This window comes from Marichromatium sp. PS1 (genome assembly GCF_041155115.1).
GTDB classification, from domain to species: Bacteria; Pseudomonadota; Gammaproteobacteria; order Chromatiales; family Chromatiaceae; genus Marichromatium; species Marichromatium gracile.
Genome location: NZ_BAAFHB010000004.1, coordinates 300,400 through 314,338, shown reverse-complemented (window position 1 = coordinate 314,338; position 13,939 = coordinate 300,400). Strand labels below are relative to the sequence as shown.

The window sequence follows — 13,939 nt, the reverse complement described above, 5'->3', positions numbered from 1 at the left end:
AACCCCGTCGTGCGCGTGCCCCATTGGCTGCGTTGCTGCTCGGTGTTGTGTTGCTGTGGACGCAGACGGCGCTGGCGGCGCATCAGCTCGAGCACCTGGTCCACGATCACGATGGCCCCTGCCTGATCTGTCTGGGGGGTGTCGGGATCGGCTCGCCGCTCGGGGCCGCGCCGCCGTCGCTGTATCAGGTCCGCCCGCGTGAGATCGGGCGGCTGTGCTCGGCGCCACTCGTCTGGCCGGGCGCATGCTCCTTCCTGCCTCAGCGCGCTCGCGCGCCCCCCGGTTCGGTTCGCTGTTGATCGCTGTGACGTTTTCGATCACCCGCTGGTGACCGTTGGCGTCCTTGTGCTCCACCCAATGATCAGGAACCGAAGCCATGTCCACACCGAACCTGCTGCGTGGCGGGGCGGGCGCGCTCGCGCTGCTGCTGCCGCTGTGTGCCACAGCCACGACCGATGATGCCGAGATCGCCGAGCTGCGCGCGATGATCGAGGCGATGAAGGACCAGTACGAGACCCGTATCCAGTCGCTCGAACGCCGTCTCGCCGAGGCCGAGTCGCGCACGCCGCCACGGGCGGCCCTCCCCCCCGGTGACACCGGCTCGCGTCCGATGCGCGCGCCCGTGGTGCACCAGGCGCCGACACCCGCGCCGACCCGTGGCGCGCTGAGCGCGGCCAATGCCTTCAATCCGCAGATCTCGGTGATCCTCGACGGCAACTACTATCACGACGACCTCGACGGCGAGGGTTCGGGCCTGGTCGGCCAGGCCTTCCAGCCCTCCGGTGGTGATCATCACGATCACGACCACGCCGGTCACAGCCACGGCACCTTCGACAACGGCTTCAACATGCGTGAGGCCGAGCTGAGCTTCGCCGCGACCATCGACCCCTATTTCGATGCCGCCATGCACATGGCCGTCGACAGCGACGGCAACGTCGAACTCGAGGAGGCCTATCTGCAGACCCGCGCGCTGCCGCACGGGCTGCGGGTCAAGGCCGGACGCTTCCTCAGCGGCTTCGGCTATGCCAACGCCCAGCACCCGCACCAGTGGGCCTTCGTCGACCAGAACCTGCCCTATCTCAATCTGCTCGGGGTGCACGGTCTGCAGGACACCGGGGTGCAGCTGACCTGGCTGCCGGCGCTGCCGGTCTACACCCTGGTCGGGGTCGAGGCGCTGCAGGGCGATCAGGAGCGCTTCGGCGCCACCTTCGGCGACGAGACCCTGGAATCGCTCGGGCTCGACGAGGCCGGCGACGGCCCGCGGCTGTGGACCGCCTTCGCCAAGATCGCCCCCGACCTCGGCGACCAGCACGCGCTGCAGTTCGGCGTCTCCTTCGCCCATGGCGACCGTCAGCAGGAGCTGCACGCCCATACCCACGACCACGACGCCGAGGTGCACCAGACCGCGCTCGACGGCGACGCCGATCTCTGGGGTGTCGATCTGGTCTACGCCTATGACGCGCCCGGCTACGGCGGCAAGGGCGACCTGCGGCTGCAGAGCGAGTATCTGCGTTCGATCAAGGACCTCGACATCATCGCCAGCGCCCATCCCGAGCAGCTCGGCGATCGGCGCACCTTCACCACCGACGGGCTCTACGCCCAGCTCACCTACGGGATCGCGCCGCGCTGGACCCTGGGGCTGCGCTATGACGTGCTCGGCCTGACCAACAGCGTCGGCGGCGACGCCGATGCCGACTATGGCAGCTCCGAGCGCTGGACCCTGGGGCTGACCTGGGGGTTGACGGAGTTCTCCCAGTTGCGCGCGCAGTACGCCCGCAACGACATCCTGGTGGCCGAGGACACGCGCGAGCGCTTCGACGCCTTCTATCTGCAGTTCCTGATGAGCATGGGCAGCCACGGCGCCCACGCCTTCTGATGCCCCGGAGGAACGCCATGAACAGATCCCTGATGATCCGCGCGGGCGTGCTGCTCGCGGCCCTGGTCGCGCTGCCGGCGCAGGCGCTCGAGGTGGTGGCCACCAGCCCGAGCATGGGTGCGCTGGTGCGCGCGGTCGGCGGCGCGGACACCGCGCTGACGGTGCTCTCCGGGCCCGAGCGCGACCTGCACCGGTTGCAGGCGCGCCCGAGCATGATCGGCGCGCTGCGTCGCGCCGACCTGGTGGTGGCGGTCGGCGCCGAGTTGGAGATCGGCTGGTTGCCGCTGGCGATCGCCAGCGCCGCCAACCCGGCGATCCGCCCCGAGACCCCGGGCTATTTCGAGGCCGCCGCCCAGGTCGCGCTGCTCGATGTCGGCACCCCGGCCGATCGCGCGCTCGGTGACGTCCACCCGCTCGGCAACCCGCACCTCAACCTCGATCCGCTGCGCATGGCGACGGTGGCGCGGGCGCTGGCCGAGCGCATGGCCGGGCTCGATCCGGCCGGTGGCCCCGGCTATCGCGCCGGCGCCGCGCGCTTTGCCGCCGCCGTCGAGCGGCGGCTGCCGGCGTGGTCGGCGCGGCTCGACGGCGCGCCGGGCGCGGTGCTCCACCACCGCGACGGCGTCTATCTGCTCGATCGCTTCGGCGTGCCGCTGCTCGGCACCATCGAGCCGGTGCCCGGGGTGCCGCCGAGCGGTCGGCAGCTGAGCGCGCTCACCGAGCGGTTGCGGGGCCGCGCCGGGGTGGTGATCCACACCCCCTATCAACCGGCGCGCCCGGCCGAGCGGGTCGCCGCCGCGCTCGACTGGCCGGTGGCGGTGCTGGCGCTGGAGCCGGCGCGAGAGGCCGACGGCGCGGCCTATCTGGCGCACATCGACCGCTGGGTCGAGGCGCTCGCCGGGGCGGGGCGGCGATGACCGAGTCGCTGTTGCGGCTCGACGGACTGGTCGCGGGCCATCGCGCGCCCGTGGTCGGTCCGCTCTCGTTCGCCCTGGGGCGTGGCGAGGTGCTGGGGCTGTGGGGCGGCAACGGCAGCGGCAAGTCGACCCTGCTCAACGCCATCGCCCGCGCCGCGCGGGTGTTCGCCGGGACGATCCGGCGCGCGCCCGGGTTGCGCCTGAGCTATCAGGAGCAGCGCCCGGTGCGCCTCGAGCCCATGCCGATGACCGGCGCCGACCTGCTGCGTGCCGCCGGGCTCGACCCGCGCCGTGCACCGGCGCCCCTCGGTGCGCTGCTCGGGCAGCGGCTCGATCGGCTCAGCGGGGGGCAGTACCAGCTGCTCTGCGTGTGGTGCGCGCTCGGCGCCGAGGTCGATCTGGTGCTGCTCGACGAGCCGACCAACAATCTCGATCCCGGCGCCGAGCGGTCGTTGCGCGCGCTGCTGGAGACGGCGCGCGCAGACCGGGCGGTGTTGCTGGTCAGTCACGAGCGCGCCTTTCTCGACGCGGTGAGCACCCGGGTGCTGGCGCTCGATGCCGGGGGGTGGTCATGAACGAGGGGCTCGCGCTGCTCGTCGATCCGTTGTTCCGGGTACCGCTGCTCACCGGGCTGGCGGCGAGCCTCGCGCTCGCGCCGATCGGGGTGTTGTTGATGCTCCGCGACGAGTGGCTGGCGGCGCTGGGGCTGGCGCATCTGGCGGCCGCCGGTGCCCTCGGTGGGCTCGCGCTCGGCGCGCCGGGGCTTGCAGGCGCCGGGTTCGGTGCACTCGGCGGTGGTCTGGTCAAGGGCGCGCTGGGCCGGCGTGGCAACGGTGTCTACGGCTTCATGATCCTGATCGGCTGGGCGTTGCTGCTGCTGATTGCGGCCAACAGCGCGGTGGGCGAGGGGCTGGGGCAGGCGCTGATCGACGGCCAGCTCTACTTCGCCCGCTGGCCCGAGCTGATCGCGGCCCTGGTGCTGGCGCTCGCGCTGCTGTGGTCGTTGCCCCGGCTGGCCTGGCCGCTGTTGCGCGCGCGCCTGCTGCCCCGGCTCGACCGCGCCAATGGTCGCGCGGCCTGGCGCACCCACCTGGGGATGGATCTCGTCGCCGCGCTCGGCATGGCGGTGGGCACCGCCACGTTGGGGTTGATGGGGGCCTTTGCGCTGGTGTTCGTGCCGGCCTGGGTCGCTTTCCGGGTGGCGCGCGGCTGGCGCGCGACCTGGGTGGTGGCGGGGCTGATCGGGGTCGCTGGTTATCTCGGCGCCTTCGTGCTGGCGCTGGCGCTCGATCAGCCGTTCGGCCCGGTGCTGGTGGCGGTGCTGGTGTTGCTGGCCTGGGGCGCGAGCGCGCTCCAGGCGGGGTGGCGCGTGCTGACGGGCTGGCGCTGAGCGCGCTCAGTGGCAGGGGTCGCTCCACCAGTGCGAGAGCCGCTGTTCGAGTTCCCGCGCCGGCAGCCCCTCGTAGTGGGAGATGTCGTTGAACAGCCGCAACCGGGCGCGCACCTCGCTGGCGAAGTCGAGGATGGTCAGCCCCGCCGGGCTCTGGTCGAGCCGGTCGCGGTAGCCTCGCGCATCGAAGCCGAGCAGACTGCTCACCAGCAGCCGGTTGGTGCCCTTGTGCGCGACCACCAGCACCGAGCGGTCGTGGTGGTCGTGGACGATGCGGCGCATCACCGGCAGGGCGCGGGCGAGCACGTCGATCCCCGACTCGCCGCCCTTGGGCGCGCTGGTCAGCGGGTCTTCCTGCCAGGCGCTGTATTCCTCGGCGAAGTCGGCGGCGACCTGCTCGCGGGTCAGTCCCTCCCAGTGGCCGTAGTCGATCTCGCGCAGCCCTGGCTCGGGGGTGGGTTCGAGACCGTGTGACTCGGCGATGATCCGCGCCGTCTCCATGGTGCGCCCCATCGGGCTGGCGAAGACCGCATCGAGGCTGTCGCAGCGCAGTCGTGCGGCGAGCGCCCGGACCTGGTTGCGGCCCTGCTCGGAGAGCGGCACGTCGGTGGAGCCGGCGAAGCGGTCCTCGGCGGTGAGTTCGGTGGCGCCGTGGCGCACCAGATAGATTCGGGTCGGCATCTTGTTCTCCTCGTTGGCACCAGGTTGTCCCTTGTGTCCCCATGGTCGGGGCACCTGTAGTCGATGTCCAGACGTAACCGGTGTTGAGATCCCCGCCGGTGCGATACGCGGGAGGCTGGTGCTGTGTCAGAATGGATGACCGGAGCAGCGGCGGGTTCCGCGAGGGGCGCGTCGGTGACGATCGGCAGCGGTTTCGCGATGATGGAGGTCTTGGCCCGGTCATGAGCGCACGGAAAACGCGCAGGCGTACGAGCAAGGGGAGTGCCCGCAAGACGACAGGGCGCGGCAGTTCGGGGCTGTTGCGACTGCTGGTGCTGGTGCCGCTGGTGCTGGCGGCGCTCTCGGTGGTGCTGGTCGGGGCGCTGCGCTGGCTCGATCCGCCGAGCTCGGCGTTCATGCTCGAGCACCGGCTCGCCGGGCTGTGGACCGAGGGCCGCGCGCCGCGACTGGCGTATCGCTGGGTCGATCTCGACGACATCGACCCGGAGCTGGCGCTGGCGGTGATCGCCGCCGAGGACCAGCGCTTCCCCGAGCACCACGGCTTCGACCTGGTCGAGCTGCGCCAGGTGCTCGCCGAGCTGGGCGAGGGGGGTCCCAGCCGGGGTGCGAGCACGCTGACCCAGCAGACGGCGAAGAACCTCTTCCTGTGGCCGGGGCGGGACTATCTGCGCAAGGGCATCGAGGCCTGGTTCACGGTGTTGATCGAGACGCTGTGGCCGAAACGGCGGATCCTCGAGGTCTATCTCAACATCGCCCAGTTCGGCCCCGAGGTCTATGGCGCCGAGGCCGCCAGCCGCCGCTATTTCGACCGTTCCGCGGCCAACCTCGGGCGGTCTCGCGCCGCCCGGCTCGCGGCGGTGCTGCCCGATCCACGCGGCTATCGGCTCGATCGCCCCAGCGAGCGGCGGGAGCGGCGTGTGGGCTGGATCCTCGCCCAGATGCGCCAGCTCGGCGGTATCGCCTATCTCGAGCGGCTGCGCTGAGCGCGGCCTTGCGAGGCGCGATGCGATCGCGCAGGATGTCGCCGCCGGTGCCGCGCTGATGAGGTATCGGGATGAGGCGTGCCCGGCGCGCGCGCCCTGGAGTCGCCCTTGGAACACGCAGCCGATCAGCCCGCCGGGAACGAGCCCGACCCGGAACAACCCGCCTCGCCCACCCGCCGGCGTCTTGCGCCAGGGGGGGGGGTGTTGCGCCTGTCGAGCGCGCTGCTCGGCGCCGGGTTGCAGCTCATGCTGCTGGGGCTGCTCGGTGCCGCGGCCTTCGTCCACTTCACCCTGCCCGAGCTGCCCGATGTCGAGCAGCTGCGCGACGTCCAGCTCCAGGAGCCGTTACGGGTCTACAGCGCCGATGGCGCGCTGATCGGCGAGTTCGGCGTGCAGCGGCGCCGTCCGGTGCGCTATCGCGATGTCCCGGCGCTGGTGGTGCAGGCGGTGCTCGCCACCGAGGACAGCCGTTTCTTCCAGCACCGTGGCGTCGATCTGGTGGGGCTGGCGCGCGCCTCGCTGAGCTATGCCCTGACCGGCGAAAAGGCGCAGGGCGGCAGCACCATCAGCATGCAGCTCACCCGCAACTTCTTCCTCTCGCCGGAGAAGACCTTCGCGCGCAAGCTCGCCGAGGTGCTGCTGACCCTGCGTGTCGAGCGTACCCTGACCAAGCAGCAGATCCTCGAGCTCTATCTCAACAAGATCTTCTTCGGTCATCGCGCCTACGGCATCTCGGCGGCCGCGGCGCTCTATTACGACAAGTCGCTCGATGCGCTGACCCTGCCCGAGGTGGCGATGCTCGCCGGCATCCCCCAGGCGCCCTCGAGCAACAACCCGGTGACCGACCCGGCGCGGGCGCTCGAGCGGCGCAACCATGTGCTCGGGCGGATGCACGCACTCGGCTATATCGACACGCCGCGCTACGAGCAGGCGATCCGCACCCCCGACCGGGCGCGGTTGCATCGCCGCCTGCCCGACCTGGAGGCCGGACACGTCGCCGAGATGGCGCGCCAGGAGATCATCGAGCACTACGGCGAGGCCGCGCTCGGGCACGGCTATCGGGTCTTCACCACCATCGACACCCGGTTGCAGCGCGCCGCGCAGGGTGCGGTGCGCGAGGCGCTGCACGACTACGACCGGCGTCACGGCTATCGCGGCGCCGAGGCGCGCATCGAGCTTGCCGGGCGCACCGAGTCGGCGCTCGATGCGCTGCTCGCCGCTCACCCGCCGCTCGGTGGGTTGCGCGCGGCGCTGGTCACCGCGGTCTCGGCGCGCGCGGCCGAACTCTATCTCGGGCGGGGCGAGCGTGCGCGGCTCGATCTCGGGGCGGTCGCCTGGGCGCGGCCCCTGATCGACGAGAACCGGCGCGGGCGCCGTCCTCGACGTGTCAGCGACGTGCTCGCCGTCGGCGACCTGGTGCGACTCTCGCGCGCCGAGGACGGCGACTGGCGACTCGATCAGCTCCCGGCGGTCGCCGGTGCGTTGGTCTCGATCGATCCGCGCGACGGCGCGGTGCTGGCGCTGGTCGGGGGCTACGACTTCGCCGCGAGCAAATTCAACCGCGCGCTCGACATGCGTCGCCAGCCCGGTTCGAGCTTCAAGCCCTTCATCTATGCCGCCGCGCTCGCCGAGGGCTGGACCCCGGCGAGCCTGGTGCGCGACGGTCCGGTGGAGCTGCCGCGCGGCTCGCGCTGGAACCCGCAGAACGCCGATCGCCGCGCGCTCGGTCCGATCCGGTTGCGTCCGGCGCTGGCGCGCTCGCGCAACCTCGCCACCATCAATCTGCTGCAGAGCGTCGGGTTGGAGGACGCCAAGCGCTATCTCGAGCGCTTCGGCTTCGCCCTGATCGACAACCCCGTCGGACTGTCGCTGGCGCTCGGCACCGTGGAGCTCTCTCCGGTGAGTCTGGCCGAGGGCTATGCGGTATTCGCCAATGGCGGCTATCACGTGCGCCCGCACTTCATCAGCCGGATCGAGGACGGCGAGGGTCGGGAGGTCTTCGTCGCCGCGCCACCGCGCGCCTGCGACGACTGCTGGTACCGGCGTGGTGGCGGCGAGACCCGCACCCGGGCGCTCGCCGCCACCGGCGGCGCGGCCGAGCGGGTGATCGACCCGCGCATCGCCTATCAGATGACCTCGATGTTGCGCGACGTCATCGAGGTCGGCACCGGGCGGCGTGCCCGCGCCCTCGGGCGCGCCGACGTGGTCGGCAAGACCGGCACCACCAACGACCTGCGCGACTCCTGGTTTGCCGGCTATCAGGCCGATTTCGTCACCATCGCCTGGATGGGCTTCGACGACTTCTCCGAGCTCGGTCGCGGCGAGTACGGCGGCGTGGCGGCGTTGGGGATGTGGGTCGAGTTCATGCGCCAGGCGCTCGCCGAGCGCCCGGTGGCGACGCTGAAGCCGCCGCCGGGGATGGTGCGGGTGCGGATCGACCCGGCGCGCGGGATCGAGTCGCGAGGGCCGGGCAGTATCGCCGAGCTGGTGCGCGAGGAGTATCGCCTGATGTTGCTCGGCCCGGACCCGATCCGCGCGGCGCCCGCGCCGGTGGTCGAGGACAGCTCGCCGCGGGTGCTCGACGAGCTGTTCTGAGGCGTCGGCTCAGCCGGCGCAGGGCAAGGGGACGATCGCGCGCTGTTCGCGTTGCAGTCGCTGCAGGGTCTCGCGCAGCTCGCCGAGACGCTCAAGCAGCCGCGTGCGCTGGGTCGCATCGAGGCTGGCGCCGAACCGGGCGGCGAGGGTGACGAGCTGCTCGGTCAGGCGCTCGCCGTCGCGGCGCAGCGCCGCCGGCATGGCGTCGAACTCGACCAGCCAGCCATGGAGGAAGGCGGCGATCCGTGCCTCTCCGGCGCCCTCGTCGAGCAGTGTCATCAGCCGGGTGCGCTGGCTGGCGCGATAGGCGTCGAGTGCGGGCTGGCTGCGCGGCATCGCCGCGGTCAGCTCGCGTACCAGCTGCTGCTGGCTCGCGTTGAGCGGTCCGGTCCAGTCGCCGAGGTTGCGGATATAGCGCCGGGCGCGCTTGCGCCGCTCGCGTTTGGGGTCGGCGGGTGCGGCGCGCTCGGCGTCGCGCTCGCGCCACAGTCGTTCGAGCCGCTGGCGTTGTGTCGGAGTGAGGGTGACGAGCAGCGGCGCTGTCGCGTCGACGAAGAGTTCGGCATGCTGGCGATAGACCGGCTCGGCGGCGCGCATCAGACAGGCGAGATCGTCACGGACGAAGCCGCGCTCGCTCGTCAGGATCAATCCGTCGAGCAGGGCGATGAGCCGGGGTAGCGCCTCGCGCCGATGGCGTGTCTGGACCTCCTGCAGTGCGCGCGTCCAACCGCGCAGCTGTTGCGGCGCGAGGTCGATGCGGTGATCGACATAGACCCCGGTGAGGAAGGGGGCATTGTCGTAGACCAGCGAGACCCGGCTGCAGCCGGCGCCGAGCAGACCGAGTGCGACCAGCACCATGATCCCGAGGTGACGACTCATCCGGCCTGCTCCAGTTCGAGCGTCGGTGCGGCGAACAGATACCCCTGCGCCCAGTGCACGCCGAGCTCGCCGAGGACCTGGGCGGTGGGTTCGTCCTCGACGCATTCGGCGATGGTGGTGATGCCGAGCGAGTCGGCGGTGTACTGGATGCTGGCCACCAGGGCGCGCGACTTGGGTCTGGTGCGGACCTGGGCGATCAGTTCACGATCGATCTTGATGAAGGAGATCGGCAGCTCGGCGAGATAGCCGAGCGAGGAATAGCCGCCGCCGAAGTCGTCGATGGCGAGCCGGAAGCCCTGGTCGAGAAAGGGCGCGAGGGTGGAGCGGAGCTGATGGGCTTGGCCGAGCGGTTCGCGCTCGGTGATCTGCAGGACCAGCGCGCGGGTGCGTCGCCCGGGGCCGAGCCGGGGGCACAGTGCCGCGGCGTGCTGGGCGAGTGCGGCGACCCGCTCGGGGCGGCGCAACAGGTCACCGGAGAGGTTGATGAAGCGCTTGATGGCGGGGCGCTGACCGCCCTCGACGGCGCAGCGGGCGATGGCGCGGCGTCCGAGGATGTCGTCGATACGGTGGAGCAGGTTGAGTCGATCGGCGATCTCGACGAACTCCTGGGCGCAGAGTACCTGCTCGGTGCCGGCAACGATGCGGGCGAGTGCTTCTTCGGCGACCTGGGTGCGACTGGCGAGATCGACGATGCTCTGATAGGCCGGGTGGAGCTGGCCATCGCGGATGGCCCGTTGCACCAGGGCCGCGGTGGAGAGGTTGTGGGCCTGCTCGGCGTTGGTGACACAGGTGCGGTTGCGTCCGCGCAGCTTGGCTTCGTAGAGACCCGCGTCGGCGCGGGCGAGGACGTCGTCGAGGCTGTCGTGGCCGGCGGTGCACTCGGCCACCCCGGCGCTCACCGTCACCTCGAAGCGGCGCTCGGCGAACTCGGGGCGCGCGCGCTCGACGGCCTGGCGCATCCGTTCGATACCCTGGTAGGCCTGCTCGATGCGGGTGGCAGGCAGCACCACCAGGAACTCCTCGCCGCCCCAGCGGCCCACCCAGTCGCCCTGACGGATGCTGCGTCTGAGCGCGATGGCGACCTGCTTGAGGATGTGGTCGCCGGCGCTGTGACCGTGGATGTCGTTGATCAGCTTGAAGCGGTCGATGTCGAACAGCGCGAGACAGTAGGGGCTGCCCGAGCGTTCGCTGCGCGCCTGCTCGAGTCGCAGATAGCCGTTGAGCGCGCGTCGGTTGGGCAGGCCGGTGAGTTCGTCATGGGTGGCCATCTGGAACATGCGCTGTTCGAGCCGACTCAGCCGCTCGCTCTGGACCGAGGCGCCGAGGACGTTGGCCGCCGCGCGCAGCGCCTGGATCTCGACCTCGCTCCAGTGGCGCCTGCGAGTGCAGTCGTCGAAACCGATGAACCCCCACCAGTGCTTGGCGACGAAGACCGGCACCACGACCAATGAGCTGATCCCCTGGGCCTGGAGGATCTCGCGCTCACCCTCGGGGAGGCTCTCGACACAGCCCTGCACCACGCCGCCGCCACGCAGGGTCTGGCACCAGCGGCCGAAGCCGGTCTCGATGGGGAAGCTCTGCAGTTGGCTGTTGCTGATCTGGCTCGCGACGCCGGGTGCCGAGAACTCGTGACGCTGACTGGTGTAGAGTATCCCGTCGATACCGAGATGGTTCTCGAAGACATAGGCGCGGCTGGCATGGGCCGCTCGCGCCAGGTGTTCGAGCATCCGTGGTACGTATTCCCCCCAGTTCGCGCAACCGAAGTACTCGGCGGCGAGACCCACGGCCTTGAAGATCGCGCTGGCACTGTCGAGCGCCGCATCCTGCCCGTCGGTCGAGGGGGAGGGCGGTGTCGATGTGCCGGGTGTCCAGAGGGGGGCTGCGCCGTTTGGCTTGCTTCTTTCCCCGCTGGCTGTACACTCTGAACCTTTTTCCAACTTCATCTTCAACGAGGTCCCCCCGTGGTCGCCCCCGAGTCAGATTTCCATCGCATCAAGCGCTTGCCGCCCTATGTCTTCAACATCGTCAACGAGTTGAAGGCCGCGGCGCGAGCGCGGGGCGAGGACATCATCGATTTCGGCATGGGCAACCCCGATCAGCCGACGCCGCAGCACATCGTCGACAAGCTGATCGAGGTCTCGGAGCGCGGCAACACCCACCGTTATTCGGTCTCGCGCGGCATCCCGCGGCTGCGTCGCGCCATCTGTCACTGGTATCGCGATCGCTTCGACGTCCATCTCGATCCCGAGACCGAGGCCATCGTCACCATCGGTTCCAAGGAGGGGCTCGCCCACCTCGCGCTGGCGACCATGGATGCCGGTGATACGGTGCTGGTGCCCAACCCGGCCTATCCGATCCATCCCTATGGCTTCATCATCGCCGGTGCCGACGTGCGCCATGTGCGCCTGACCCCGGACGTGGACTTCTTCGAGGAGCTGCGGCGCGGTATCCAGGAGTCCTGGCCCAAGCCCAAGATGCTGGTGCTCAACTTTCCCGGCAACCCCACCGGGCAGTGTGTCGATCTCGAGTTCTTCGAAAAGGTCATCGAGATCGCCCGCGAGCACGGCATCTGGGTGGTGCACGACATCGCCTATGCCGACATCGTCTTCGACGGCTACAAGGCCCCCTCGATCCTCCAGGTACCCGGTGCCAAGGACATCGCCGTCGAGTTCTTCTCGATGTCCAAGAGCTACAACATGCCCGGCTGGCGCGTCGGCTTCATGTGCGGCAACCCGACTCTGGTCTCCGCGCTGGCGCGGATCAAGTCCTATCTCGACTATGGCACCTTCACCCCGATCCAGGTCGCGGCGATCGCCGCGCTGGAGGGGCCGCAGGAGTGCGTGCGCGAGATCAGCGACATGTATCAGAGTCGGCGCGACGTGCTCTGCAGCGGTCTCAACGCCGCCGGCTGGGCGGTCGAGCCGCCCAAGGCGACGATGTTCGTGTGGGCGCCGATCCCCGAGCCTTATCGCGAGATGGGGTCGCTGGAGTTCTCGAAAAAGCTCCTGCGCGAGGCCAAGGTGGCCGTGGCCCCCGGTATCGGCTTCGGCGAGTACGGCGACACCCATGTCCGCTTCGGCCTGATCGAGAACGAGCATCGCACTCGTCAGGCGATCCGTGGCATCAAGGAGATGTTCCGCCACGACGCCCAGGCCGGCGCCTGAGCCGTTCACGGTGACGCGCCCATCATGGATGGGCGCGTCCGGACCGATTCCAACCAGGACACAGCGCCCCGTCCGGCGGGCGGGCGACGAAGAGGTACTATGATGAAACCGGTGAAAATCGGACTCTTGGGCTTGGGAACCGTCGGTGGCGGCACGGTCAGCGTGCTGGCCAACAATGCCGCGGAGATTGCGCGCCGCGCCGGTCGCGAGATCCAGATCGCGCATGCCGCAGCGCGTGCCTATGACGCCGATGCCATCGATGGGCTGGAGCGGGTCGGACGCATCGGCGACGATGCCTTCGCGGTGGTCGAGGACCCCGAGGTCGAGGTGGTCATCGAGCTGATCGGCGGCTATTCGCCGGCCCGCGAGCTGGTGCTGCGCGCGATCGAGAACGGCAAGCACGTGGTCACCGCCAACAAGGCGCTGATCGCACTGCACGGCAACGAGATCTTCGCCGCCGCCCGCGAACACGGGGTGACGGTCGGTTTCGAGGCGGCGGTGGCCGGCGGCATCCCGATCATCAAGGCGGTGCGCGAGGGACTGGCCGCGAACCACATCGAGTGGGTGGCCGGCATCATCAACGGCACCGGAAACTTCATCCTCACCGAGATGCGCGACAAGGGTCGCGACTTCGCCGACGTGCTCGCGGAGGCACAGGCGCTCGGCTATGCCGAGGCCGATCCGACCTTCGATGTCGAGGGGATCGATGCGGCGCACAAGCTCACCATCCTCGGCTCGCTCGCCTTCGGCATCCCGCTGCAGTTCGAGCGCTGCTTCACCGAGGGGATCTCGAAGATCGGCGCGCTCGACGTCGCCTATGCCGCCGAGCTCGGCTATCGCATCAAGCACCTGGGGATCGCGCGTCGCGGCGAGCAGGGCATCGAGCTGCGCGTCCACCCGACGCTGATCCCCGAGCGTCGCCTGCTGGCCAATGTCGACGGGGTGATGAACGCGGTGCTGGTCAAGGGCGATGCGGTCGGCCCGACGCTCTATTACGGTGCTGGCGCCGGCGCCCTGCCGACGGCCTCGGCGGTGGTCGCCGATCTGGTCGACGTGGTGCGCACGCTGACCACCGACCCGAGCAACCGGGTGCCGCATCTCGCCTTCCAACCCGACGAGCTGGCCGATACGCCGGTGCTCGAGATGGAGGCGGTCGAGACCGCCTACTACCTGCGTCTCTCGGCGCTCGACCAGCCCGGGGTGATGGCGCGCATCGCCAGCATCCTCGGCGAGCACGGCATCAGCATCGAGGCGATCAAGCAGCAGGAGCCGGGCGAGGGCGAGACCCATGTGCCGCTGGTGATGCTCACCCACCGGGTGCTCGAACGCCAGATGAACGCCGCGCTCGCCCAGATCGAGGCGCTCGACTCGGTGCAGGGCGAGATCATCCGCATTCGTGTCGAGATGCTCTCGGGCTGAGCATGGGGGCGCCGGGGCCGTTCGGCCCCGGCCCC

General features: G+C 70.2%; 11 protein-coding genes. 8 read left to right on the top strand and 3 right to left on the bottom strand.

The window, feature by feature from the left end:
* Positions 1-376 precede the first annotated feature (376 nt).
* From ACAM26_RS10595 to ACAM26_RS10580, 4 genes are read left to right on the top strand one after another with little or no spacing between them, the layout of a single operon-like run.
* On the top strand, positions 377-1,876 hold the full coding sequence (locus tag ACAM26_RS10595) for a TonB-dependent receptor (protein WP_369613599.1): 1,500 nt from the start codon (positions 377-379) through the stop codon (positions 1,874-1,876).
* Positions 1,877-1,893: 17 nt separating this feature from the next.
* Positions 1,894-2,793 carry a metal ABC transporter substrate-binding protein gene (locus ACAM26_RS10590; RefSeq protein WP_369613598.1) on the top strand — a complete coding sequence of 300 codons (900 nt, stop codon included), beginning with the start codon at positions 1,894-1,896 and terminating at the stop codon, positions 2,791-2,793.
* Positions 2,790-3,368 carry an ATP-binding cassette domain-containing protein gene (locus ACAM26_RS10585; RefSeq protein WP_369613597.1) on the top strand — a complete coding sequence of 193 codons (579 nt, stop codon included), beginning with the start codon at positions 2,790-2,792 and terminating at the stop codon, positions 3,366-3,368. Before ACAM26_RS10590 ends, ACAM26_RS10585 begins: the two co-directional genes overlap by 4 nt.
* Positions 3,365-4,183 carry a metal ABC transporter permease gene (locus ACAM26_RS10580; protein WP_369613596.1) on the top strand — a complete coding sequence of 273 codons (819 nt, stop codon included), beginning with the start codon at positions 3,365-3,367 and terminating at the stop codon, positions 4,181-4,183. The genes ACAM26_RS10585 and ACAM26_RS10580 overlap by 4 nt, the downstream gene beginning before the upstream one ends.
* A 6-nt stretch (positions 4,184-4,189) precedes the next feature.
* On the opposite strand, the gene ACAM26_RS10575 is transcribed toward ACAM26_RS10580, so the two are convergent.
* Entirely contained in the window at positions 4,190-4,864 is a 675-nt protein-coding gene (locus ACAM26_RS10575; RefSeq protein WP_132229666.1) for a histidine phosphatase family protein, read from the bottom strand.
* Positions 4,865-5,085: 221 nt separating this feature from the next.
* Between ACAM26_RS10575 and mtgA the strand changes: the two genes are divergently transcribed.
* Entirely contained in the window at positions 5,086-5,847 is a 762-nt protein-coding gene (gene mtgA, locus ACAM26_RS10570) for a monofunctional biosynthetic peptidoglycan transglycosylase (protein ID WP_123140292.1), read from the top strand.
* Between the two features lie 108 nt (positions 5,848-5,955).
* Positions 5,956-8,442 carry a penicillin-binding protein 1A gene (locus tag ACAM26_RS10565; protein WP_369613595.1) on the top strand — a complete coding sequence of 829 codons (2,487 nt, stop codon included), beginning with the start codon at positions 5,956-5,958 and terminating at the stop codon, positions 8,440-8,442.
* Between the two features lie 9 nt (positions 8,443-8,451).
* Here the strand turns inward: ACAM26_RS10565 and ACAM26_RS10560 are convergent, their stop codons facing one another.
* Together ACAM26_RS10560 and ACAM26_RS10555 are read right to left on the bottom strand one after the other, a co-directional pair.
* A complete protein-coding gene (locus ACAM26_RS10560) occupies positions 8,452-9,321 on the bottom strand; it encodes a DUF6279 family lipoprotein (protein ID WP_369613594.1) in 870 nt (289 codons plus the stop codon).
* On the bottom strand, positions 9,318-11,105 hold the full coding sequence (locus ACAM26_RS10555; RefSeq protein WP_165913484.1) for a bifunctional diguanylate cyclase/phosphodiesterase: 1,788 nt from the start codon (positions 11,103-11,105) through the stop codon (positions 9,318-9,320). The genes ACAM26_RS10560 and ACAM26_RS10555 overlap by 4 nt, the downstream gene beginning before the upstream one ends.
* A gap of 177 nt (positions 11,106-11,282) precedes the next feature.
* Between ACAM26_RS10555 and alaC the strand changes: the two genes are divergently transcribed.
* Together alaC and ACAM26_RS10545 are read left to right on the top strand one after the other, a co-directional pair.
* Positions 11,283-12,485 (top strand): alanine transaminase, encoded by a 1,203-nt coding sequence (gene alaC / locus ACAM26_RS10550; RefSeq protein WP_123140288.1) that lies wholly within the window; start codon positions 11,283-11,285, stop codon positions 12,483-12,485.
* A gap of 102 nt (positions 12,486-12,587) precedes the next feature.
* On the top strand, positions 12,588-13,904 hold the full coding sequence (locus tag ACAM26_RS10545) for a homoserine dehydrogenase (protein WP_369613593.1): 1,317 nt from the start codon (positions 12,588-12,590) through the stop codon (positions 13,902-13,904).
* Positions 13,905-13,939: the final 35 nt, after the last annotated feature.

Coding starts and splice junctions, on each gene's coding strand:
- ACAM26_RS10585 (WP_369613597.1), top strand. CDS start 2,790: ATGACCGAGTCGCTGTTGCGGCTCGACGGACTGGTCGCGGGCCATCGC.
- ACAM26_RS10590 (WP_369613598.1), top strand. CDS start 1,894: ATGAACAGATCCCTGATGATCCGCGCGGGCGTGCTGCTCGCGGCCCTG.
- mtgA (WP_123140292.1), top strand. CDS start 5,086: ATGAGCGCACGGAAAACGCGCAGGCGTACGAGCAAGGGGAGTGCCCGC.
- ACAM26_RS10575 (WP_132229666.1), bottom strand. CDS start 4,864: ATGCCGACCCGAATCTATCTGGTGCGCCACGGCGCCACCGAACTCACC.
- ACAM26_RS10580 (WP_369613596.1), top strand. CDS start 3,365: ATGAACGAGGGGCTCGCGCTGCTCGTCGATCCGTTGTTCCGGGTACCG.
- ACAM26_RS10595 (WP_369613599.1), top strand. CDS start 377: ATGTCCACACCGAACCTGCTGCGTGGCGGGGCGGGCGCGCTCGCGCTG.
- ACAM26_RS10560 (WP_369613594.1), bottom strand. CDS start 9,321: ATGAGTCGTCACCTCGGGATCATGGTGCTGGTCGCACTCGGTCTGCTC.
- ACAM26_RS10545 (WP_369613593.1), top strand. CDS start 12,588: ATGAAACCGGTGAAAATCGGACTCTTGGGCTTGGGAACCGTCGGTGGC.